17 protein-coding genes are annotated in these 22,125 nt (G+C 46.9%); 7 read left to right on the forward strand and 10 right to left on the reverse strand.

Features of this window, described 5'->3' with window-relative positions:
- Positions 1-278: 278 nt before the first annotated feature.
- The 5 genes from ACLGGO_RS29155 (at position 279) to ACLGGO_RS29175 (ending at position 4,070) form a co-directional block, all read left to right on the forward strand.
- Positions 279-938, forward strand: coding sequence for a hypothetical protein (locus ACLGGO_RS29155; RefSeq protein ID WP_446421931.1), 660 nt, complete (start codon positions 279-281; stop codon positions 936-938).
- 1 nt (position 939) lies between these two features.
- Entirely contained in the window at positions 940-1,515 is a 576-nt protein-coding gene (locus ACLGGO_RS29160; RefSeq protein ID WP_446421932.1) for a hypothetical protein, read from the forward strand.
- A complete protein-coding gene (locus ACLGGO_RS29165; RefSeq protein WP_446421933.1) occupies positions 1,502-3,124 on the forward strand; it encodes a helicase HerA domain-containing protein in 1,623 nt (540 codons plus the stop codon). The genes ACLGGO_RS29160 and ACLGGO_RS29165 overlap by 14 nt, the downstream gene beginning before the upstream one ends.
- 122 nt (positions 3,125-3,246) lie before the next feature.
- Positions 3,247-3,609 carry a hypothetical protein gene (locus ACLGGO_RS29170; protein ID WP_446421934.1) on the forward strand — a complete coding sequence of 121 codons (363 nt, stop codon included), beginning with the start codon at positions 3,247-3,249 and terminating at the stop codon, positions 3,607-3,609.
- A 92-nt stretch (positions 3,610-3,701) separates the two neighbouring features.
- The gene (locus tag ACLGGO_RS29175) at positions 3,702-4,070 is read left to right on the forward strand and encodes a hypothetical protein (RefSeq protein ID WP_446421935.1); all 369 of its coding nucleotides are present in this window, start codon (positions 3,702-3,704) and stop codon (positions 4,068-4,070) included.
- Positions 4,071-4,140: 70 nt separating this feature from the next.
- On the opposite strand, the gene ACLGGO_RS29180 is transcribed toward ACLGGO_RS29175, so the two are convergent.
- The 8 genes from ACLGGO_RS29180 to ACLGGO_RS29215 form a co-directional block, all read right to left on the reverse strand.
- The gene (locus tag ACLGGO_RS29180; protein ID WP_446421936.1) at positions 4,141-7,053 is read right to left on the reverse strand and encodes an ATP-binding protein; all 2,913 of its coding nucleotides are present in this window, start codon (positions 7,051-7,053) and stop codon (positions 4,141-4,143) included.
- Between the two features lie 119 nt (positions 7,054-7,172).
- Positions 7,173-7,802 (reverse strand): type I restriction endonuclease, encoded by a 630-nt coding sequence (locus ACLGGO_RS29185; protein WP_446421937.1) that lies wholly within the window; start codon positions 7,800-7,802, stop codon positions 7,173-7,175.
- 10 nt (positions 7,803-7,812) lie between these two features.
- The gene (locus ACLGGO_RS29190) at positions 7,813-8,445 is read right to left on the reverse strand and encodes a restriction endonuclease subunit R (protein ID WP_446421938.1); all 633 of its coding nucleotides are present in this window, start codon (positions 8,443-8,445) and stop codon (positions 7,813-7,815) included.
- 41 nt (positions 8,446-8,486) lie between these two features.
- Positions 8,487-11,357, reverse strand: coding sequence for a DUF1156 domain-containing protein (locus ACLGGO_RS29195; protein ID WP_446421939.1), 2,871 nt, complete (start codon positions 11,355-11,357; stop codon positions 8,487-8,489).
- Positions 11,358-11,402: 45 nt separating this feature from the next.
- Positions 11,403-11,741: a type II toxin-antitoxin system HicB family antitoxin gene (locus ACLGGO_RS29200; RefSeq protein ID WP_446421946.1), complete on the reverse strand. Its 339-nt coding sequence runs from the start codon at positions 11,739-11,741 to the stop codon at positions 11,403-11,405.
- Positions 11,742-11,842: 101 nt separating this feature from the next.
- Positions 11,843-13,000: a hypothetical protein gene (locus ACLGGO_RS29205; protein ID WP_446421940.1), complete on the reverse strand. Its 1,158-nt coding sequence runs from the start codon at positions 12,998-13,000 to the stop codon at positions 11,843-11,845.
- A 72-nt stretch (positions 13,001-13,072) separates the two neighbouring features.
- Positions 13,073-13,333, reverse strand: a complete 261-nt coding sequence (locus ACLGGO_RS29210; protein WP_446421941.1) for a type II toxin-antitoxin system HicA family toxin — start codon at positions 13,331-13,333, stop codon at positions 13,073-13,075.
- Between the two features lie 56 nt (positions 13,334-13,389).
- Entirely contained in the window at positions 13,390-16,824 is a 3,435-nt protein-coding gene (locus ACLGGO_RS29215) for a helicase-related protein (RefSeq protein ID WP_446421942.1), read from the reverse strand.
- Between the two features lie 396 nt (positions 16,825-17,220).
- On the opposite strand from ACLGGO_RS29215, the gene ACLGGO_RS29220 reads away from it, so the two are divergent.
- Both ACLGGO_RS29220 and ACLGGO_RS29225 read left to right on the forward strand, forming a co-directional pair.
- On the forward strand, positions 17,221-18,591 hold the full coding sequence (locus ACLGGO_RS29220; RefSeq protein ID WP_446421943.1) for a DUF4365 domain-containing protein: 1,371 nt from the start codon (positions 17,221-17,223) through the stop codon (positions 18,589-18,591).
- On the forward strand, positions 18,581-20,089 hold the full coding sequence (locus ACLGGO_RS29225; RefSeq protein ID WP_446421944.1) for an argonaute/piwi family protein: 1,509 nt from the start codon (positions 18,581-18,583) through the stop codon (positions 20,087-20,089). The genes ACLGGO_RS29220 and ACLGGO_RS29225 overlap by 11 nt, the downstream gene beginning before the upstream one ends.
- Positions 20,090-20,164: 75 nt before the next feature.
- On the opposite strand, the gene ACLGGO_RS29230 is transcribed toward ACLGGO_RS29225, so the two are convergent.
- Both ACLGGO_RS29230 and ACLGGO_RS29235 read right to left on the reverse strand, forming a co-directional pair.
- Complete coding sequence (locus tag ACLGGO_RS29230; RefSeq protein ID WP_446421945.1) at positions 20,165-21,112, reverse strand: ParB/RepB/Spo0J family partition protein; 948 nt, start codon at positions 21,110-21,112, stop codon at positions 20,165-20,167.
- Positions 21,112-21,885: a ParA family protein gene (locus ACLGGO_RS29235; RefSeq protein ID WP_446421947.1), complete on the reverse strand. Its 774-nt coding sequence runs from the start codon at positions 21,883-21,885 to the stop codon at positions 21,112-21,114. Before ACLGGO_RS29235 ends, ACLGGO_RS29230 begins: the two co-directional genes overlap by 1 nt.
- Between the last annotated feature and the right edge of the window lie 240 nt (positions 21,886-22,125).

Raw genomic sequence — 22,125 nt, forward strand, 5'->3', positions numbered from 1 at the left:
TTGACTGAATCTTCTTTCGGTCAGTTTTGTCATGGAAACTTGGCGTAATCACCTAAATTTTAGTGAAAAAAACAGGTAAAAATTGGCAATTTCAGGATAATTTTGTTTGATAATTTGGCTTTTTTCTATTTTTCTTTAAAAAGCTCAATTTTAAAGCGGCAAATTGACTTATAGAATTAGTTTGTGAGAAATGCGGGATTCGGCATCTAAGCCGTTCATGGGGGTCAGAGTTCATCCTGACCTCCTTTCTGAACATTGTTAAAGGTAGGGACGTACAAATGACCACACAAAATTTTAACAGCCAATGCCCAATTCTCATTCTTAAGCGCGAAAAACTCGGCAAAACCAGCTTGAGTTCATTGCGTGAACAAGCTAAAAAACTAGGAATTATTCGGTATTATAGCCTCAAAAAAGCCACCTTGAAAGAACTTGTAGAGAAAAGATTACTTGGGCAAGATATTCCACTCCATCACCTTAAACCTGAATTGATTCTTAAGAGCCTCACCCAAAAATCGGCTTGGCAATGGGAAGCTGAAGAATTAGAGGCATTGAATGGCAAGTGTTTAGAGGCACTTTCCTGCCTAATGGGTATCCCAAAATCCGGGAAAAAAAGTGTGAAAATTCAGCGGCTACTTGATATGGCGCAAGTGCGTGAGGCGCTATACAGCTTCAAACTCCCCGACACCAGAGACCACGACGCGGTTACAGAAGTTTGCAAATCCTTGGCGGCTCGATTCTTGAGCAGGGAACTCAAAGCGCTTTGTCGTCGAGTAAAAATCTATTGCCCTAGTACCAAATATGGGATGGCTTCAGCCCTTTTAAATTGGCTTAAATCGACCACCGAAAAAGGAATGAGATTTTTGTCCGAAATGAGACAGCAATTGCAGCGACAAAAACAATTTCAGCCAATGAATAAGCCAGTAGCCAAGGCAGCGTGATATGGATAATTTCGACCAATTACTAAAAAGTTTTACCGTCACATCAGGAAGCGAAACTGAGGAGACTTCAGAGACACCAGAAACTAAGGATAACTCACGCCTCGAACAGGAAATCAGCGAAGTCTTTCAGAACCGTCGTTTTTTGACTCAAACCCTATCAGCCCTTCTCTTAATAGCCACCATCCGAGGGTCAGTTCATTTAATGGCGCGGTTAGGACTCCCTGCGATCGCGACCGGGACGATGGGATTTATTGTCGTCGCCCTGGCGTTCGGTCACGCTCTGACCAAAATTGGCATCTCCGAAGGCAGACCCAGCCTTGACTCTGATTTTCTCATAGAACTGCTCAAAGCATCTGGCATAGCAGGCGCAGTTTGGTTAGCCACTGATGAGCATCGGGAAATCAGTTATCAAACCTCCACCGGTGCCAAGGCTTTTGTTGAGGAGGTTAAGCAGTTTGAAATCGAGCCAAACTCTCACCCCGTCGGCTCGGTGCCCTTAAGCGTTTTCGGACTGGGATTACTGGCGATCGCGCTCTTAACCATCGTATTCAGGAGGAACCGCCATGGCATTTTCTAAACACCAGGAACGGGCGAACACCATCCTAGTCGGGGTAATCAGCGGTCTGGGAGTGCTGACCCTCGCCACCAGCTTCCATGGCTCTCAGACAGACCTGATCGAGTATTGCTTCAAACCCAACAATTCCCCTCATTTTTGCACACCTGACAAGCGCTATATCATGCCCGTAAAAGAATGGCAGACGTTAAAATCTGAACCCGCCAGCAACCGGAGGAGCCAAATCCAAAAGAAGGCTACCCGACTGAGAATTATCGAAGCGACTAACCCACATAAGTGGGCTTGGGGATTAATCAGCGCTGGCTTATTTAGTTCAGCCTACCTGCTCAGTAAAGCCAGAGAACGCAAATTAATCGAATTCCTTCCCCAGTACCGGAACGAAGTTAAACAGTCCTGGCTACTGAACAAAATCCAATCCATTAACACTGCCCGTAAAGTCGAGTATGCAGCCAACCTAGACTATCAACTCTGGCAGTTCAGCGCTGACCGCGCCGCCCGTGCCAAACAATTATCAATGCTCTCCCCTGAAGAGATAGCCATATTTCAGGAACAGGCACGGTTACAAGCCCAAGCAGAAGCCCAAGCACAACTAAACCAAACAACTGGGAAGCCAGCCGCCGCCCTCCCCCACGGGACACCGGGGACGATGGATGAGCAGACGCGGCAAGGGAAGTTTGAGGAGTCCAATCAGACCTGGGTTGATAACTTCATTAAACAGACCGCGCTGGTCTGGGGGAATCAGGGCAGCGGAAAAAGTTGGTTCGCCCGTTACCTCGCCAAACGTAAGGCAGAACAGGGGTATAAAGTCATAATTTTAGACCCCGACTCGAACCCGTCAGAATGGCGTGGCGTTGCCGAAAGTCACCACGATTTTGAAGATATCGCCAGTTTCTTGAGGTGGTACGTTGACGAGTTAACCCATCGCTATTCCCAGTTTAATGGCTCGACTATGACAGAAGAGGAATGGAGGGAACAGCTCTGGCGTGATGGGGATGCGATCGCGGTCATCTGCGAAGAGGTGACTACTTATGTAGATCTGATTGACGACAAAGATTTACTAACTAAATTCTTCCGACTGGCTTTAACCAAATCTCGCAAACAGGAGATGCCCTGCACGTTTGTTAGCCACAATAACACCCAATCAGCACTGGGGAACATCAAAGGACTGGCTAATTTAATTGGGCGGATGCTTCAGCTCCAGCTAGAGACTCAGATTAATCCTGAAACCTTACAACCCACAGCCAGTGTCCAAGGATTAGTCAAGCTGGATGGTAACGACGAATGGCTACCCGTTACCCTCCCCAGAATCGACAGCAAAATCACCCAGTTTCACGCACCCAACCCAACTCAAATAGAGATACCCCATGATGAACCACAGGAGACGGTTGAGTTAAAGCTGTCTGATGAATTAGGGGAACCGCTAAAGACCATCTGGCTCTTTGCCAAAGAGCAGGGAGATTGGATTAAACCCCGTGATATTCAGCGCCGCACATTCGCCGCACTGAAAGGCAAGACAAGCGAGGACATACGGCGCTATTTAGGACTCCTTAATGACATGGGTTACGGGGAGCTAGAGGAGTCAGATGGGTCTGTCGTGTTCAGAGCATTTTAGGCTGTAGGGTACGACACGACAAGCACGACAGGCTTACCCGACACACGACACGACAGGCACACGACAAGCTACACGACACCTACTTGTTATCACGTAAAACGGCAATTTATCATTTTTACATTATGGTCACTTCAAGAGAGAAACATTCTTCTTACGTCCCCTGTTGGCTGAGTAAGAAGGATGTCGCGATAGCGCAAGCTCTAATTGACGCAGGATTCACTTATTTCGGCACGTTCTCAGATTTAAATGAGGATGAGACCAATAGCTGCCCTATTTGTACATTTCATGGCTGGAAACTGGGCGCGACTATTGGCGAACTTTTCCTGGATGCATTTGTGGATGGAGCGCTGTATTACAGACCTTTTGAGGCAGAAACGAGACAGGATTTTAACCGTGAGGTTGAGAAGGTCAAGCGGACTATCCGGCAAGCGGTGAAAGAGTGGGAGTTATCGCACCCTCAACCGATTCAGCTTTGCTTGTTCTAGGCTCACGCTTTCTGTTAGGGCGTACCCCTACCGAGGCATCACTCGATAGGGGCTACCCATATAAAACCACTACATGAAGCCACTTAATTATAATGAGTCAAATCGCCAAAGAAATCCCTGTTGAACTCAGGGCAGATAAGGTGCTAAAGGTCCTTTTACTTGAGGGGGATTGTTACATCACCGATTTTGAGGGATTGAAATTGATTGAAGCTTCACCCAAGTGGCTGGTGGATATCAGCCCAAGGACACTAAGAACACTGAGGCAGTTTGGTTTCACTGGCTCTTATCAGCCCATCATTTACAAAAATAAAATTGGCTACTTCAAGAAACAAGCCAGAAGGTTTTCCGAATGGGTCGCCATTTGGAGTTGCTTTAGTTCAAGAGGAAATACTAAGGCAACGGAAGTTTTAAACCTCCTAGCTGTCGAAAACCTTCTTGAGCGTCTAAAGAACGCGAGTTGACTGTAAACTCACACTTCTAGCAGCTCTTCTTGGAGCTGTTTGACTAACTTCAAAACTACACGTATTGAGCCTACTCTAGCTGCGTGGACGCTTGAATATCCATCTCGTCGAGAGGTTCTTCAATCGCATTGCGAATCCAAGTGGTGTCAAATTCCTTTTGCGTATGCGCTCGCACTTCAATACTGATTGTCATATCATCGGCTTTGTCAGATAACGCTTGCAGCACTTCAAACAATTGAAAGATTTGAGATTTGTTCGTGGTAGAAGTCAGTTTGTAGTGACGAGCGGGTTGTTTACCGTTAACAATGTCTACTAAGACTGAACGTTTGACGCTACTGCCTTGAGACTTGTATTCAACAGCCTTTGTATCTTCCCTTACCGTCTTTTGAGCCGTGCTGATGCTACCCCGATAGTCAAGTGTGGTTTTTTGCTGGTTGGTGTCACCGTCTGAATCGTCCTCTGATGTTGTTGTATCCAGTTCGTCATCAGTTGAAGCTGGAGTACGCAGTTGAGTGGCTAGGCTGGGTGACAATAGATAGCCGGAAATGTCTAACTCGTCAGGCGGAATCACTCGGTTCAAGCTAACTAGACTGGGATTTTCCACCAGCGGCGTGCCATCGGAGGAAACCGTCATTGAGGGGACGTAACCCAGAATGCCTTGTTCTACCGCTTTGAGAATGGCTCTTTTAATGGGTTCTACCCCTAACATCTTGGGAAAGTTGGGGAAGCGGAAGAAATAACTGACCAGTTCCTCTGCTGTAATGTATTCGGTCTCCGGGTTCTCTAAACCAGACAGCCGTACCAATTTGCCAGGGGTAATGGACTCAAAGACGTGATTTTTCAGCGCGTCTAACACTCGGTCTTGTAGGTTCTGACTGGTGTTAAGTTGGGACTGTAAATCAATCGTTTCTAAGCGGACGGGTTTGGAGCCATTAGGGTCAGGCAGTGGTAACAGAATATAGTCATAGAGGCGACGAATCGCGGCGCTCACTTCGTTGGCAGTCTCTCTGCCTTTGCTGGTCAGTTCATCGGCATCTTCAGCAGTAAACTTGTACTTCTTCTTCTGCTCGAGGAGTGAGCCGATCGCTAGTGCCATTCTCGCACCTTTTCGGGCTTTATCCATCTGCGCTCGATTGGGAACCACAAACGCGATCGCATTCTTGTATTCTCGCTTGTCGTTGCCCCGGTTTTCCAACCATGAGAGGGCGTCCTCGATAGCCGCCTCCGGACTCTTCTGTGCCCAGCTAGGGTCGAGATAAACTACGCTAAACTGCGGCACTTGGTCGGTGATTCGACTCGACTGGGCAGGCCACACCACCACCTTGCCGCGTTGAGTCTGCAATGCCTTATCTAGCTCAGAGCGGATTTGTTCTAAAACTTCATCCCCGCTCACTTTACTTTCTTCGTCAGTAATCAGCTTGTTGAGATTCGGCTTGGTTTCAAACCGATAGCGACGCCCGACATAGTGCAAGTAAAGTAACTGTTCCCGCAAGTCACTTAGAGCTGCCGTTATCGTTGTGCGGTCAAGCCCTGGTGTCAGACAAGCCCCAGTTATATCCTGTTCCAAAACACCTCGGTCTTCGCCGCTTCTTGCCCCGAACGAATACATTAAGATAGCTGAAGCCAGACGGGTTCCCACCTTTAACTGCGAGAGGGCGGGTGCATCTTGGGCAATGCGGTTATCGACGATTTTCACTTTCGCCTTACGACCGGTTAAGTCGGCTGCCAGCACGGAAGTGTAGGCATCTCGTTCTCCCACTTGGGTAAAAAACGCATTTCTCACCGCTTCATGGCTGAAGGGAACATTGCCTGGACTAATCAGCCAAGAGGGGTCATTGGCTTCGCGGAGGGCGTAAACAGTACTGGCAAGGAATTGCAGCGCACCGCGAGTGCGTTGATAACTGGGAAGACTACCCCAGCGATGGTACATCAAATCCAGTAAGTCGGGATGGAAGGGGTAACTCGATTGAATTCGTTCTGCCAGTAAATCGGCTTGTTGTTGGACTTCCTGTTTTTCCCGCGTCGTATCGGCATAACTCTCGCGGAATTTGCGGTAGAGTTCCGCTTGCTGCCGTGCGACTTCAGTGATAATTGCCGAGTCGCCCACATTGGTAAATAAACGCCGCTGGACGACTTTCATCACTTCATCGCCGGAAACGGGTTCTTTTTTAGCATCAATTCGGCTGACCAGTTTATCCAAAGCACTCAGCAAACCTTCATTGCCAAAGGATTCCTGAACGCTGGCTTGGAGGGAATAAACTAAAACTGTCTTGGGGAGGTCTCGAACCAGTTCGGTGAGTTTTTGCACGAAGGTGAGAACCTGCCGACCGAAGGTTGAGTCTCCTACCTGTAATCCCATCGCATTCTCGATATAGACGAGAAATTCGTCAATAAGGAGTAGGATAGAGCGATCGCCAAATATTTTCCGCAGCACATCGTTACCAGGGGCAATGCGCTGCTGGTCTTCGGTTTCTACCAACGAGTAGGCTTGATGTCCACCGATCTGCCATGCAAAGTAGCCCCAAGGTGTAAGAATGCGGGGACCGTTTTCAATCTGAATTCCAGTACTGGCGCTGATGTCCAGACCGATTAAGGTGGCAACCTGTACCGTACCGGGTTCTGGAAGCGTGTCTAATTTGGAAAATCCTTGTAGTTCCTGGCGATGTTTGGTAATGTGATAAAAACTAATTAATGCGTGGGTTTTGCCGCCGCCGAAGGGGGTACGCAGTTGCAGGACGCGATCGCCAGGTTCTCCCCGCAAGCCTTTAAGAACATCTTCGAGTAACTTTCTCAGTTCCTTGGTAAGATAGGTGGCGGCGAAGAAGTCACGAGCATCGCGGTAAACCTTGGGGCATTTGGGTTCTTGGCGAATCACAGCACCCAGGCTAGCTGCATAGGTGGCGTTATCTAAATTGCCCGCCAGGATATCTGGATGGGGGGTAACGACTTGCGTCCAGGGTTTGATTTGATAGGCGCTACTCATATATTCTTCGAGGTAGAGATTGGGGGTCGGTCAGCATGGAGGTCTCTTTTCTAGTGTTCCCATCTGATTGGGGTAGACGCAACTTTTCTGCCTTTTTTTCCTGAAGAAGTGGGTGGCAACTATCTGCTTACCCGCGAACCGAGACGCTTTAATATACTCAGGACAGAGTACAGCTCATTTTCACGAGTCTGGATATCGAACGCTTTAGAATAAGCATATTTTGGAGTTTCTTGTTGGGTCAGTTTGATAAAAACAAACTCCCGACCATTGGTCATTAATCCAAACGTTTCTTTAACAGGGTTGGGATTATTGAGCATATAAAATAGAAGTTGGGAAAGTGCCGACATAACATCGACTTGAGTTCGCTTGGACTCGATAACCAGTATCCAGAGGTCGTCTTTGAGGGTCAAGACATCAATATATCCTTTGATAATTTCATCTTCATCTTCCAGAAAAATTTCGACCTCAGCCTCGGTTTGGATATCAAAATCTCGACTATAAAAATCGGCTAAATCCAGCAAGGGGGACAGCACCACCATTTTTACCATGTCTTCTAACATGGGGCGGCGTCTGTTTAAATTGAGATAGTTGGCTTTAATCCGGTCTAGGGCTTGCTTTTGGGAGTCAGTGATGGTGGGTAAGTCCTCTCTCCACTCGGTAAAGAATTGCTCATCTTCAGCTAGGGTGAGGTTAAATTTCTTTTCTAGGTCGTACAGGCTGAGGTTTTTGGCTTGAAGAGTTTTAACCATAATGAGTGTGTTAATTACTAATGACTATTTGACTTAGTTTTTTTAAGATACTGAGGACGCTGTATAGCTCATTGCCGCGATTGCGAATATCGAAAATATCAGATGTGGCATATTGGGGCGTTTCTGCTTTGACCAATTTGATGAAGATGAAACTCCCACCTGTAGTAATCATGCCGAAGCTTGGTTTTTCTGGATGAGGGTTTGCCAACATATAGGCAAGAATCTGTGATAGTCCTGCTTCTATGGAAAAAGAGGCTCTTTTGGACTCAATCACCATGACCCAAAATTGGTCTTTTAAAACTAATGTATCAATTCTTCCCTTAACCAGAGTTTCCTCATCTTCTACAGCAATATCTACAGATTCTTCTGATTTCACATAAAAGGGAGCTAAATAAAAGTCTCCAATGAAGAGAAGTGGGTCGAGGATTGCCATTCTAATCACATCTTCTAAAAGAGGTGGGTAATTTAGGAGATTAAAATAACCCGCCTTGACTTTATCTAGAAGTTGCTTGTCTAAATCCGTGATTTCTGGTAGGTTCTCTTGCCACTCTGAGAAAAATTGGTCATCCTGAACAAGTTGAAGACCAAAATTGTTGATTAAGTAGCGTAAGTCTATATCTTTAGCTTGGATTGTCTGAACCATAGTTATTAAGGAATGGGGAATAGGGAATAGAACAAGGAAAGTTACTTCCTTTGAGTAAACAAGTTCTCTTCTACAACTCGTTTCCAAGAGGCAAGTAGGGTATCTATTTGCTGTTGTTCTTGAGTGCGTTGGCTGGAAACACCCTCACCCCCTGCCCCTCTCCCATCGGGGGAGAGGGGAGAAGTATCTGGCGTAAGGGCGCGTCCGGCTAAGGCTTGGGCAACCAGACGCAGTTGGGTGGCGTCGGGTTGTGCTAAAGCGAGGAAGTTAGGAATGTCCTGGGGTTTATGTTCGGATAGCCATAAGAGGCGGTGCAGGATGTCGATGAGGGTGGGGGCGGCACCAATGGCTTGGGGTTTGACGTTGAAAGTCTGTTGTTTCTCGGTTTTCTGGATGCCCAAGTCTTCAAAGACACCGCGATCGCTATAATCTTGCAGTTGCACTTGGTTTTTGGTCTTTTTGACGAGGGCGAGTTTGCCATCAGTTAAGCCACCAGCACCGTCAAGTTCGACACCGACACCCCGCGCTAAGGTGTTGGCTTCGTCAAAGTCTACGATCGCTTCTCCATATTCGTAGCGTCCCAGGATGTAATATTGGGTGGGTTTGTCTACAGCAGTCACACCTCGTCTGTCGCACAGCAGCACGTCGGTTAAGACAGTTTCCAGGACTTCTTTTTGTACTTCGTCGAGGAATGAACTAGCATCGAGTTCTTCACCGTTGGGCAGTTCTACCGAGTCGTATTGGGTGTAGGCGCGGAGTCCAGCACCGATGCAGGCGATGACTAGATCGGCACCCGTGACACCCTCTGACATCAGGTTTTTGACTCGTTCGCGCACTATCTCTGCCAGTAGGGGACGCACATCCATTGCATAATCGCCCACCTTGGCATCTGTACGCTTGCGGGCAATGAGGAAGATGCTGGAAGCGAGGGCGGCTGAGTTTTGATCGCGTAGCCTTCCACCTCTCTCTGTATCCAAGGGCCATGCTTCGGTAATGGTAAACCCTGCACGTCTGAGGGAATCAATCAGTGTTACCCAGCCTGCTGTAGTTTTGTGGGCATACACCACCACCATCGTGCCGCCAGTCTTCAGTACTCTACTGGCTTCACAGAAAGCCTGGTACATCATGTCTTCGTAAGCTTTAGCGGCTTTGGCTTTATTTCCCCCATGCCGTGAAGGTTCCATAATGGCTTCATTTTTCTTGGGGGTTAGTTGACTCGAAAAATGTTCTTTATAAAGGTGTCCAATTGAGCGTTTTAGCCACACATAAAAGAAGTCTGACAGGTCAGCGTAGGGGACAGAATCAAAATAGGGAGGGTCTGTAATAACTGCATCTAACGATTCTGATTCTATTGGTAAAGCCATCGCTGAACTGCGCTGTAGCTTACCAGGATAACCACTATTGGATTCTTGCCTGATAAATTGTAGAATCCAGTTAAGCGCACCTTCGGCATTTCCGGAAGCATTACCAAGTGGATTAATTTCTGAAAAATCCCAAACCATTGGTAGTGCCTGCATAGAAAAAGTATTACCAATTTTCTCTCCTATACTTTGCCAGCGACTAATTGTACTGTTGCGGTCAGCGATGCGATCGCACATGATACCGAGATAACTTGCGCTCGCCTTCCCAAATTCTTCCTCATACCCCTGCTGCAACATCTCCTCATGCGCCAACCTCACCCACTTCACAAATGTCATCAGTGACAGCAATTGTCGTGAGGTAAATAAATCTGACCATTTCAACAAGCCATAGGGTTGCACTCGAAAACCAAGAGTACCGTAATCAGGTAAAGGTTCACTTGGAATTGTTAAACCTGTTTCTTGACAAAGCTGTTCTAGTCGATTACTTAAATCAGTTTCATCGGGAATATAATGCTGACATTGCTTTCCAGCTAAATAAGTTTTCCCCTTTTCACCAGCAGTTGTGCATACCATTGCCATAAATTGCTGACCCATTCGACCAGCAACACCTTCTTTCTTGACATGCTTCACATCAATGGTTGTGCCACAATGCCGACAGGTAGAATTACCCCGCGAACTACCAGAAGCCGGGTCAAAACCTAATCCTTTTTCTGTGGTAGATTCCACCACTTCAAACTCAACCCGTTTTGTATCGTGATTCGGAATAACTTTCAGCGCAACATACTTTTTACTTTTCTTACAAAGCCAAGTTTGACGCACCAAAGGAACCGCAGCACCACAGCCAGGGTTAGGACATTTCACCGTGCGTGTCCACAAGTAGGCAACAGGAGTCAGCTTTTGACCGGGAGTTAGCGACTTAGCTTTGGGTTGTTCCAGCAATTCCAATTGCTCATACTCCTCTGGCAGAACCTCCCCTACTGCGATTTTCGGGTACAAATCACCAATTTCTTCCCGCACTCTTTCTATTACCCAGTTCCCCCATTTTTCCACCTCATCCGCTAATTTATTTCCGTACTTTTGGGGATAAACTAGAGTACAAAGCTCAATAATATGGGCGACTGGATTAAGTTCTACTGCATAGCTTTCACAGCCCAAGCGCAGCGCTTCTAAAGGAATTGCCCCTCCTCCAGAAAACATATCCAACACCTTGGGCGGTGGCACTTGATTGAGGGGTGTGTCAGAGGGGAGATTGAGACGTTCTCGCTGCGCCTCCAATATTTGTTTTCTAGCTTTGGCAATAGTAGCTTCCCCAGCTTGCCACTTGCAAAGCTCAATCATCGCCTTACTCAAAGCGTTGCGCTTCTGGGGAGTCTCCGGTGCAGCTACCAGCGAAGCAAAAACCGCCGCCCTTGCTGCAACTAAAGGTCGTCTCGCCCACCACAAATGCAGTGTAGAAATATGACCTTTACGAATTGACTTTTCCCGTGCGGCTTCAATAGAAATCTCACGAATCGGGATAAAGTCTTCAATCAAGCGACGGTCTTGAGACATGAATTAGCGGCTAATTTATAGGACTGCGGATTGTATTCTGGCATATCAAGCACGAATTGTCTGGTCAGCCGCCTTAGTTAAGACCTCATCCATCCAAGCATTGATGCTCTTACCCGCTTTCGTGGCAGCAATGAAAATTTTACGATGATGCTCTGGTGTAGTACGAAAAGGAAGCTTGCCAGAGAAAGGCTTATCAGGCTCTTCTCCTAATTCTTCACACCATTCCAGATAATCATCAACAGAGTCCTGAAATGCCTGACGAGCTTCTTCAACAGTCTCGCCTTTAAACGTAATTACGTCCTTGATGTCAATCACACGACCACAAAGGATATTCGCGTCTGGATCGATTTCTATATGACCGGTGTAACCTTTGTAAGTAAACATATTTACTACTAAATTCTGCACTCTTTTTTCCTTGAGCATCTGAAGCTGGTGGAGTTTGGTGGTATTAGTCTGGAAAATAAATTACTCCTTTGTTGATTTTGTTAAGGTGGCATCTCCACTAGGAAAATAAAGTCACATCGTTTGTCTATCAAAAACCTCCTGAATAGAAGCTTGCTTATTAAGAGCCGATTACCGACGAACCTTCTAATATTTATCTTTGCTAAACCGAATAGATTACTTTGCTTTTTCAGTAATTGACGGTTTTCCTCTTTTAGCAAAGTTAAATACTTTGTGACATCTCTCCTTAGATTTATGTTCTTTGACTGCCCTCTAAATCGATAAGATTTAATTAACTTGAGGTAGTCAATTGTTGAAATTTTATTTAAACGCAATCCCCAATTAGCGAAGAATCCAAATACTCCTTTCCAAAATTCAAATTTATGATTAAATTCAAATTTATGATTACTGCTAGCGAAAAGCTGTTTCAATCCCCTAGCGGGGATTAAGTCAGTGAAAAAATATAGAGACAAAAGTTCTCTATCAAAGACCGGAGCTATTTGAAACACTGAAGAGGTTTCAATCCCTTTTAGGGAATTAAGTAAATTACTAAAATTATCATTGTAGCTTGGTGAACCTACGTCGTTAACATCTTTTCCATTGTTTAGTTCTTGGTTTATTTCTTGAATTGAAAAAAGTCCACCTTCTTCAGAAGCCTGTTTACACTTATGCATAAAACACTGGACTGGATCATAAGTGAATAAAAGAAAACTACTAAGATGACTCTTACCAGCTTCTCTTAAATCTGTTCGCTCACTGCATTGAGTAAGTGTTTGCATCTGAGGGTTATTTTCGGCAAAACTAAGCAAATTAATCTCTAAGCTAAGCTCAGGATATGCAATATGAGTTGAAGTATAGCTCGTTGCTTCTTCTTTAAATACTTCAAACACAGGTCTGTTTGCCATTTCTTGATTGGGCAACATAGTCCAAAACTTTCGGGAAGTCTGTTTCCACTCGCTCAAAAGAAAACAAGCTATGACGACACTACCAAGAAAGCAACTCTTGCCAGAACCCGTTGGAGCTAATAAAAATACTTTTGAATCATTTTTAAATTCAAAAGGTGCGCTATTATCTGTTAAGCTCGTTAATGATTGTCTCAATTTACCTCGCAAGATACTAGCAGGAATGTAGGGTATTGATGCGCCTGCAAAGCTATTATCATAAATGTAAGGATTCAATTTGTAGGCTGTAAGGTGTAGCATAATATTACTTATATTTTTTCATTTAGGGGAGTTTTAGATGACTCCCCTGGTTAGTAGTTTTTTTTATTTGTTTTAATAAGGGGTTATTCCAGCGCTTTCCAAAAAGTCTCTGACATCCTTAACTGTACATTTACAAACCTCCTTGCTAGTTGGATGTGGTTCGTGAAAAACTGCCCTCACACCGTTCAGCGCAACCCGAACTCTTGAACCTCTTCCCTCCCTAATAACAGCACCTAAGCCGCTCAGGAGACTTTCAATGTCTCTCCACTTGAGGTCTGAAGGAACCGGTACTGTGAAAATGGTCTTCAGCGTCGCCGATTGCTTGCTATTCAAGTTAACTTGGTTCAGTAGACTACCCTACTGATGATATCAGATTTTGATATCACTGCCTAGAGGCTGGATATAGCTCCCTGCTGCAACACCTCAGCCCCGACGATATACCGCGTCACTTGCTTAATCTCCTTGGCATCCCCCGCCAAGACTCTCGCTGGATTCGGAATCTTCAATAACTCAGGATTCGGCATCTTGCAGCCCCAAACCACATACAGCCAGTACGAATCCCCTAACTGCTGTGCCTTGCGCCACTCATTCACCGTCAGAGAAACTTCCAACTCCCGCTGCGCCCGTCCCTTCACCTCAATCCGACGCACGGGTGCAATACCCGTTTCCGGGTCAACAGGTCCTACACTGCGAATATCAAAACCACTGCCATCTCGATTTTTACTAACATCCTCCGGTTCCCATCCCCGCTGGCGCTCATAGTCCATCACGTACTGCATGGCAAAAGCATCAACCTCTGGATCGTTCCGCATCCCTGGATAGCTGGACACTTCTACAGGTGCCGGATGTACTAGAGCCGTTCCCAAATAGGCGACTCGCCCAGGACGTACAATCTTGAGATAGTCCAGTTCGTTCTGCTTATACTTGTAGCGTTCTTGCAAGTCGCGCACCTTATTCTGAGCCGCATCTCGTGCCACTCGGTAGGTTTCATCACCCCCTGCCACTTTCGCCGCTAACTTCATCTGGGTGCGTTGGGCATCCCGAATCGCTGATTCCATTGCCTGCTTCAGGTAGTCCTGCCGGATTTGCAACTCCCGTTGCCGCTGCGATCGCTCCTGATTCATCAACGGCAGTTGGATTTTCACCTTCAGCCAGTTTTCCACTCGCTGCTGTTCGGCAGGAGTCGGCGGGTGAAGCGCAGGGTTACTCAAAGATTGAGCAGGGGCTAAATCGTGCAGGCAGTCGGGCGGAATGAGTGTTAGTTCTCCAGAAGCGTCCTCGGCAACCGCACACATACGAGCCTTGATAACGCTATCTTCTCCCTTACGCCCTTGACCGCCTACCTGTACGTCAAAAAAGTGGATGCTGTAGGGATGTTCGGCATCGGCATCGATAAATACAGCCGCTTGATGGGAGATAGTTTCAGAAAGCTGAGCGTCCAGTCGTTCAGCAACGGCGGCAAATAGAGGATGCCCCGGCGAACATAAATCGGCATCTTGGTGAGCGGCAGTCGCCAGATTTTCCTTATAAAATGTCAGCTTGGGATAATTTTTCTCTGGGGTTCCCAAGCGACGGATTGCCTCTAGATGATTAGAGCGAAACTCCTCTTTAACGTAGGGAACGCGCCACAACCCATCGGCACGGGGTTCTAAGTTCACCCGCAGGTGTTCGCAAGCACGTTTGAAAAATTCTTCCACATAGCGCGGCATCAACCGCTGTTCTTCCGAGACGTAATCCTGAGTTTGGGTGCGCCGAATCTGGGATAAATCCACATGGGTTGTCGCCAGTGCTACACCCGTTGCCTGTTCTAACGCCTCCAAACGTTCGGGGTTCAAGCGTTCAATTTGCTCTAGCGCTTCGTCTTCCAAGGCTGGAGTGTAAGTGGCTTCCCGCACCAAGTCCTCAAAGCGGATGTCATTCAGTTGCAGCAGTTGACCAATGACATCAAAAACGCGATCGCCCATTGCTATGCGAATTTCTTCCAGCTTTGTCAGCAACCGATTCAGCACCCGCCCTTCTACCGTATTCACCGCCGCGAAGTTGAAGATGTAAACCTCCTGTTCCTGACCAATCCGGTGAATCCGCCCCATCCGCTGTTCCAAGCGGTTCGGGTTCCAAGGCAGGTCGTAGTTAATCATCAACCGACAGAATTGCAGGTTAATCCCTTCCCCCGCTGCCTCAGTCGCCAAACAAATCTGTTTGTTGAACTGGAAATCCTTTTGTGCGGCTTTTCGTGCCAGCACATTCATTCCCCCGTGAATTTCACAGGTGCTATATCTCCAATCGGTTAGATTCTTTTTAAGATACTCCAGGGTATCCCGATGCTCGGTGAAAATCAGCAGTTTGCCGCGACCATCCTTGAGTTCATCAAAGTCAGCTCCCTCCAGGCATTCTTTCAGGGCATTGAGTTTGGTTTCCGTCCCCACATCAATAGTCTGCTGAGTCAGCTTGACGAGTCGCTCCAGTTCCCGTAACTCTTCTCGCAACTGGTCTATTTGTTCGGCGACGGTAGACTCGATCGCTAGCGCTTCTAACTGCTCTTCGTCACAGTCATCGCTCTCTTGCTCCGCATCAACAGGTTTCCCCAAGTTCATCAAGCGATCGCGCTGTTGGGCCGGGGATAGCTCATCGAGTTCCGCCAACAAATCCGCAAAACGCCGCTGTCGCCTTTTCAAGGAACTGAAAATCGCATTCAAACTACTGGCTAATCGCCGCTGCAAAACCGTCCGAGCCAGAGCAACTGCCGCTTGCTTTCGCCCTTGGGTTTTCCCCAAATACTTGTTAATGTACTTCGTTACCTGTTTGTACAGGTGCTCTTCTTCTGGGGATAAATTAAACGGCACGGTTTGGGCATGGCGTGCCTTAAAGAGCTTGCGCCCCTTAAAGTCTCTCAATTCCTCTTTAATCCGACGCAGGAACCAAGGACTATTTTCCAGACTCAGAATCTGGGGATTGAGTTCATCACAGATAAACTGCTCTGGATCGAGTAACCGCAGAAAATTGTGAAACTGATCGACATCCCCCTGGTGCGGAGTCGCCGTCAACAACAGAATCCTCTCGCTATTGCGGGATAATTCTTCAGCTAATTTGTAGCGTCCGGTACGTCGCAAGTCATCGCCGTGGGTTCGGGCGGAACATTTATGGGCTTCATCAATAATCACTAAATCCCAGTCCACTTGCAGGATACCAGGCATGACATCATCCCGCTTGGCAAAGTCAATCGAAGCAATACACTGGCGGAACCTGTCCCAAGGATTACCCGCCAACTGGTTCTTCGCCAGAGTGGACGTGATCACCTCAAAAGTTTCAGAGAACTTGCTGCGGAGTTCGTCTTGCCATTGAATCGTTAGCGGTGCAGGGCCCAGAATTAACACTCGGTCAATGGCGTTGCGTAATTTAAGCTCTTTAAGCAGCAACCCAGCCATAATCGTTTTCCCAGCACCGGGGTCATCTGCCAGCAGAAACCGCAGCCGAACCTGTGGCAAAATTCGTTCGTAAACAGCTTCTAGCTGGTGGGGTAAGGGACGAACGCCGCTGAGACTGACGGCAAAGTGAGGATCGTAAGCGAAGGCGGTTTTAATCCGTGCCGACTCAACGAACAAGAAAAATGAATTGGCATCGACGGGAGCCGAATCGGTTTGCTGCTGACGAGCGAGAATCTCCTCAACCTCAGCACTACTCAAGAGCGCTTCCCGTAATTCGCCGCTTGCGGTGCGAACCTGTAGCAGTACGGTTTCATCAATAACGTTGGTGGACTCGACAGTCACAGCCCCGGTGAATTGTTCGGGGATGGAAATCCGTCTGCCAATTAGTTGATCGATCATCGGCTATTCTTTTACACGTACTCTTCGGCTGTTCCCATTCTCTTCGATCTGCCTCAAGGTAGAGGACATCAAAGGGTGTCGAGAGGCTTGGCTTCTTTCTCAACTCACGTTGACTCACCTTCACGCTTCGTCGCTGTTCCTTACTCAATTTGAGTAAACTGGACATAGCGAAAGCGCTCTAGATGTCTCAGCCTGATTTTCCTCTACATTACATAGAGTTCCCGTTTTAGCTGCAAGACGAACACAACTCCGAAATCTTTCTTGCTACGTTTCACTCTTCGGCTGTCATAGAACTAGACTCAACTCCGAAGCAGACTTACATAGCAATAGTACTAAGATACTATTTTAGGAGTAACACTGAAAATAGCTGTTTCCAGTCCTCTGAGGAAGAGTGCTATGGCAAAAACCGTTCTACCATCAAAGTTTCAGGAATGGAAAGGACTCGATCGGATTAGCTCAATTGTGCATGAGATGCACTGCATATTTCGGGAACTCGCCAAAGATGACTTTGGAATTGATGGAGAGATTGAGGTTGTTGTTCCCAAGCCTGATGGGAAAGGATTTGAAACAACTGGTGGGATTATCAAAGTCCAGGCTAAGTCGGGTAAGAGTTACATTAAGCAAAATTCCAAAACTGGATTTAAAACTCCGGTAGAAAGAAACGATCTAGAGTTCTGGTACAACGCGACTTACCCCGTAATCTTCATTGTTTATCATCCAGAGGATAATGAACTTTATTGGCAAGAAGTCAAATCTTATGTTCGGCAAAATCCTACTGCCTTTCAACCCCCATTAAGTATCACATTCAATAAAGAGACCGATAAATTTATGGCTACGTGTTACGAAACTATCTGCCGCATCGCCAGTATCAGCCCACCACGGATTTCAACACAGCATCGAGAGCGGCTTTACTCCAATCTCTTACTGGTTAAACGCGCTCCTAAACTTATTACCTATGCGCCAACTGAATATAAAGATTACAAACAGCTTAGAGAGGCAATTAACGGTTTTGTTCCTCCCTTTTGTCTGATTGCAGGTCAGTTATACACCTTAAGCGATTTACGGGATGAGCGGTGCGTTTTAAGAAGCTTCTGCGATCTCAACAAAGTCGATGATTTTCCGGCTGAAAAATGGGTGCAAGATCGGACAGACCGAAGGCACTATGTCTTCCTGTTGAATCAATTATTAGGAATTCATCTAAACCGCTGCGGTCTCAGGTATAACCCTCACTTTAAGCGTAACTACTTTCCAAGACAAGACGATACCCGGAAAGTATTCAGGCAAGACTGGTTTAATGTGCGAACGAGTAGAGCCGCGCCCTCTCGTATCGTTGTAAAACATTATCAGTACGGCAAAGACCGATTTTGGCGACACTTAGCTGTCCAGCTAGATTTTAAACCCATCGGGTCTTCCTGGTTTCTCCAAGTGAAGCCAAAATACTTTTTCACGGTAGATGGCGAGAAGCCCTACGACAGCGCTAAAGTCGGTCCTTACACGACAAAATTAAAGGCACTCGAACACAACGCTCAGGTGCTGAATCACGTTCTCTTCTGGGCTGATATCTTATCGCAACACAAGCCAGTTATCGAACTCCAGTTAGACAGAAAAACTGTGATGGTGATTGAAAAAGAGCCTTTATCAGGAATTGCCAGTTTTGCTATCCCCAGCGACCCAGCCATTTACGAAGAAGTTCAGGATACGGGGCAACTTGACTTATTCGATACTCTGCTTGGCACTGATAGTGAGGGTGACAACGATGAGTATTAAAATTGAACACTTAGAAGAGCCGAAGCTTCAGTTCGCTCGGGATTTTGAACACGAGGACAGCAAAACTGGACTGGCAGAGTTTGGTCCCTTTGGGCAAAATGTTTCTGGACTACATCCTTCAGAAATTCGACTCGGTTTTATTGGGACGCGAGAAACTATCTCTGGTGCCAAAGAATGGATTGAGGAATGCAGCCACCCTATTGAAAGCCAAAACATCAAGGTAGTTAATCGTCGTTCCCACTTAGAGGCAAGTAGTCTATTTCCTGAAGAATTTTCCCAGAATACTCAGCGTACCAGACTGGAGAAAATCCTGAATCGAGACTTTGTTGGATTCAACCGAGAATCTCCCTTTAACTGCTGTTTTCAAACCAATGAGCGCTGGGAGAAATCGATTCCACATCGAGAGTTGCAGGCTATCCTAAGCATCGAAGATAAAGCCCAGCGAATTGGTGAGCTTGTCTCTCTTTTTGAAAGCTACATTTCGAGCTTGGCAACCACTGACCCTTCTCCGAATATCATTATTTTGGCTCTTACACCGGAAATTGCAGATGAAGCTCACTCGGTTAGGCTCTCCGGCAACTTCTACCTGAATTTTCGGCGTATGATTAAAGCGCGAGCCATGAAGTGGGGAATTCCAATTCAACTTTTGCGGCGTCGAACAATTACTGGTAAAGGGAAGGACATTCAAGAGAAAGCCACTCGTGCTTGGAACTTTTGCACCGCCCAATACTACAAGGCTGGGGGAATTCCTTGGCGACCGACGACACTAGAAAGAGATGTCTGCTTCGTTGGCATTAGTTTCTATGTAGCCCAGGAACTCAGTGAGAATCTAACCATGCGTGCCAGTGTGGCTCAAGCTTTTGATTATTTGGGTCAGGGGTTAGTTCTTAGGGGCGATCCATTTATATGGAATCAGGACAAGCAGGGAAAAACACCTCATCTGACTCAACAGGGAGCTTATCAACTCATTCGAGAGACTCTTCATGAGTACATGAAGGTAACAGGTATGCCTCCCCGACGGGTAGTAATTCACAAATCTTCCGAATTCTGGGGGAGAGAACATCAGGAGTATAACGAGTTAGATGGCTTCTATGAGGGAATAGAAGCTGTCTTTCCTAAGTGTGAAAGCGATCTGGTAACTTTGAAGCAGACGGGAATTGATTTATTTCGAGAAGGTGTATACCCGCCCTTACGCGGCACTTACTTCTGTATCGAGGAAGCTCAACACTTTCTTTACACTATGGGATTTATGCCATATCTGGACACTTATCCCGGTTCCTATGTGCCTGAACCCTGGCAAATAACCGAGCATCACGGAGGTAGCGCTCCGAAAGAGCTTTTGCGTGAAATTCTAGCTCTGACAAAGATGAATGTGAACAACTGTTCGTTTGCTGACGGCACTCCGATTACAATTTCTTTTTCTGGCTCCGTGGGGGAGATTATGAAACACATTCCTGACGATGGGATTGTACAGCCCAAGTACAAGTTTTATATGTAGTTTCGACAAATTGACGAGAAGAGAACTGGAGGAGTAGCAAGAGCACAATTCGCTCCAGCTTTTGGAAAAATACTCTCAATCCTCCTTATCAATAAGCTCTTCCAGTTGTGCCAGCAGTTTCTCTAGCTGTTTGCGCTTTTTAGGGTTGTTCCACACCTTCGACTTTTGGGCTTTCTTATAGGTAGTCTTCAGCCGTGAGGCAAGGGGAGCGTCCTCAGTTGCCGGTTTGGAAGCTTTGACCCGCTCCCGGATTTGAGTCAACGAGAACGATTGTGCGATCGCATCTTCCAGCAGAGTCCGGCGTTCAGTTTCATCCTTCACTTGCGCTAGAGCTTTCGCCTTGGTGTACTCAATTTCACCTCGATGCAAGACTTCGAGAATGTCAGAAGGCAACCGCAACAGGGGAAGGCGATTGCAGGTAAACGAGTACCAACTCATCAATCTCAGCTTGTCGAACACCGATTGTACGCCCTGCTCCGCCTCCGATTCCGGGTTAGGGATAACGTTATCCCTAACGTCAGAGTTTTTCCCTAAGTCCTTCTCAAAAGCGTTCTTCATCTGATAAAGCAACGGGGGAATCTCCGGTAGGGGGAGATTGAGTTTGAGAGCCAGTAACTGCAAAATTCCCTCAGTTTCTTCGACCGGATTGAGGTCTTCTCGTTGGAGGTTCTCGACTAGAGCCAGTTGCAGAGCTTCAGTGTCACTGAGTTCCCGTACCACTACGGGAACCTCAGTCAGTCCCACAAGGGCAGCAGCTCGATAACGCCGTTCTCCCGCCACTAGCTCGTACTGATTGTCCGCAAGCGGTCGCACCAACAGCGGCTCCAATATGCCGTGCTGCTTGACCGACTGCACCAACTGCTCTAACTTTTCCGGATCGAAGTAGCGACGAGGCTGAGTCCGAGTTTTAATGTCGGACGTGCGAACCAACTCCGCCGCCGGACGCTCCTCGCCAAAAAGAGCGTCTAGGGAGTCAACGGGCGTCACATCCGAACCGTAAGGGCGCTCGCGCTTACGAGCCATTACACCAAAACCTCCAAGTCTTTAACAATGGACTTGAGAACCGCAATTGCCTTATGGCTACTATCGTAGACGGAGAGTGGCACACGAGCCTCAACCGCATCGGCAAAACTTGTAGACCAGGGAATGGCAGGATAGATGGAACCCACACCAGCAAACCGCTCTTTGATGGCTTCTAATGTCCGGGCGTCCTGGCTGCGACGAGCATCAAATAACGTAGGGATAAACCCAGCTATTTTCAAACCCCGATTCGGACGACGCCTTACCCGCGCTACGGTCTTGAGCAACAAATTTGTCCCCTCAAAAGCCTTGAATTGAGTCTGAATCGGGACAAGGATATGAGTCGCCGCGACTAGACTGATATAACTCAACAACCCCAGCGAAGGTGGGCAATCAATCAGTATGAAATCGTACTGGTCTGTTACGGCAGAGAGCGCGTCTTTCAACCTGACATCTCGCATATCCGCGTTGACCAGCACTAATTCAGTAGCTGACAAATTGATGGAAGAAGGCATTAAATCTAAACCGTGTAGCCCCTTGTGGATGGGTAACTCGCTCAAATTCTCATCGCCGTCTTCATCCGCCAGCACGTCAGCAACGGTCGAGTTTAACTTTAGAGGATCTAGTCCCATAAAGATGGTCAAACTCGCTTGCGGGTCCATATCTACTAGAAGAACGCGATGAGAGCGCTCTTGCAGATGATAGCCCAGGTTCATCGTCAGGGTACTCTTCCCAACTCCGCCGCACTGGTTGAATAGTGCAATTACCCGGCTCATGTGTGCCATCTTTAACAGTAGGGACAATCAATACTTGCAACAATACAACTAAAAGAAACTTTAGTTGCACCTGTTCCCCCGCCTCTTCACAACGCGACTACTGACGGGTGGAAGCCGATAAATAGCGCCATCCCCCTCTCCATCCAATTTCACAATAACCTGGTAAGCTGTTCGGCATTTAAATAGGGTATAATTAAAATAGGAAATCCGAAGAACAAAAAAAATATGCCAGCCAAAGAT

Origin of the sequence: Coleofasciculus sp., assembly GCF_046565525.1 — a bacterium.
GTDB lineage: Bacteria > Cyanobacteriota > Cyanobacteriia > Cyanobacteriales > Coleofasciculaceae > Coleofasciculus.

Coding starts and splice junctions, on each gene's coding strand:
- ACLGGO_RS29155 (WP_446421931.1), top strand. CDS start 279: ATGACCACACAAAATTTTAACAGCCAATGCCCAATTCTCATTCTTAAG.
- ACLGGO_RS29160 (WP_446421932.1), top strand. CDS start 940: ATGGATAATTTCGACCAATTACTAAAAAGTTTTACCGTCACATCAGGA.
- ACLGGO_RS29165 (WP_446421933.1), top strand. CDS start 1,502: ATGGCATTTTCTAAACACCAGGAACGGGCGAACACCATCCTAGTCGGG.
- ACLGGO_RS29170 (WP_446421934.1), top strand. CDS start 3,247: ATGGTCACTTCAAGAGAGAAACATTCTTCTTACGTCCCCTGTTGGCTG.
- ACLGGO_RS29175 (WP_446421935.1), top strand. CDS start 3,702: ATGAGTCAAATCGCCAAAGAAATCCCTGTTGAACTCAGGGCAGATAAG.
- ACLGGO_RS29180 (WP_446421936.1), bottom strand. CDS start 7,053: ATGAGTAGCGCCTATCAAATCAAACCCTGGACGCAAGTCGTTACCCCC.
- ACLGGO_RS29185 (WP_446421937.1), bottom strand. CDS start 7,802: ATGGTTAAAACTCTTCAAGCCAAAAACCTCAGCCTGTACGACCTAGAA.
- ACLGGO_RS29190 (WP_446421938.1), bottom strand. CDS start 8,445: ATGGTTCAGACAATCCAAGCTAAAGATATAGACTTACGCTACTTAATC.
- ACLGGO_RS29195 (WP_446421939.1), bottom strand. CDS start 11,357: ATGTCTCAAGACCGTCGCTTGATTGAAGACTTTATCCCGATTCGTGAG.
- ACLGGO_RS29200 (WP_446421946.1), bottom strand. CDS start 11,741: ATGTTTACTTACAAAGGTTACACCGGTCATATAGAAATCGATCCAGAC.
- ACLGGO_RS29205 (WP_446421940.1), bottom strand. CDS start 13,000: ATGCTACACCTTACAGCCTACAAATTGAATCCTTACATTTATGATAAT.
- ACLGGO_RS29215 (WP_446421942.1), bottom strand. CDS start 16,824: ATGATCGATCAACTAATTGGCAGACGGATTTCCATCCCCGAACAATTC.
- ACLGGO_RS29220 (WP_446421943.1), top strand. CDS start 17,221: ATGGCAAAAACCGTTCTACCATCAAAGTTTCAGGAATGGAAAGGACTC.
- ACLGGO_RS29225 (WP_446421944.1), top strand. CDS start 18,581: ATGAGTATTAAAATTGAACACTTAGAAGAGCCGAAGCTTCAGTTCGCT.
- ACLGGO_RS29230 (WP_446421945.1), bottom strand. CDS start 21,112: ATGGCTCGTAAGCGCGAGCGCCCTTACGGTTCGGATGTGACGCCCGTT.
- ACLGGO_RS29235 (WP_446421947.1), bottom strand. CDS start 21,885: ATGAGCCGGGTAATTGCACTATTCAACCAGTGCGGCGGAGTTGGGAAG.